Annotated in this window: 1 pseudogene; it reads left to right on the top strand. The window is 51.0% G+C overall.

The window, feature by feature from the left end:
* A pseudogene (locus ACXAF9_RS18240) lies at positions 1 to 239 on the top strand (IS5/IS1182 family transposase); the annotation flags it as partial.

The following is a 239-nucleotide window of genomic DNA, read 5'->3' as shown; positions in this document are numbered from 1 at the left end:
ACGTACGATAAAGCCTGTCAGGATCTGATGCCCAAAATTGGTCGATATGGCCATGCGCGACAGTTCAAGCGGATGCGCAAGGCGATCAAGCAGGTTAAAGGCTTCTTGGGTCGCGTGGTCCGGGATCTGGAGCGCCAAGTTAAGGCACTAGGCATCCGATTGAGTGAAGTTGAACGTTCGCACGTGCTTCAGGCTAAGCGGTTACTGGAACAGACGCGGAAAAGTAAAAACAAGATTTA

This window comes from Neptunomonas sp. ABH4_499 (genome assembly GCF_056160565.1).
Note: the sequence above shows the minus strand (reverse complement) of the source record. Positions and strands in the feature narration are given on the sequence as shown.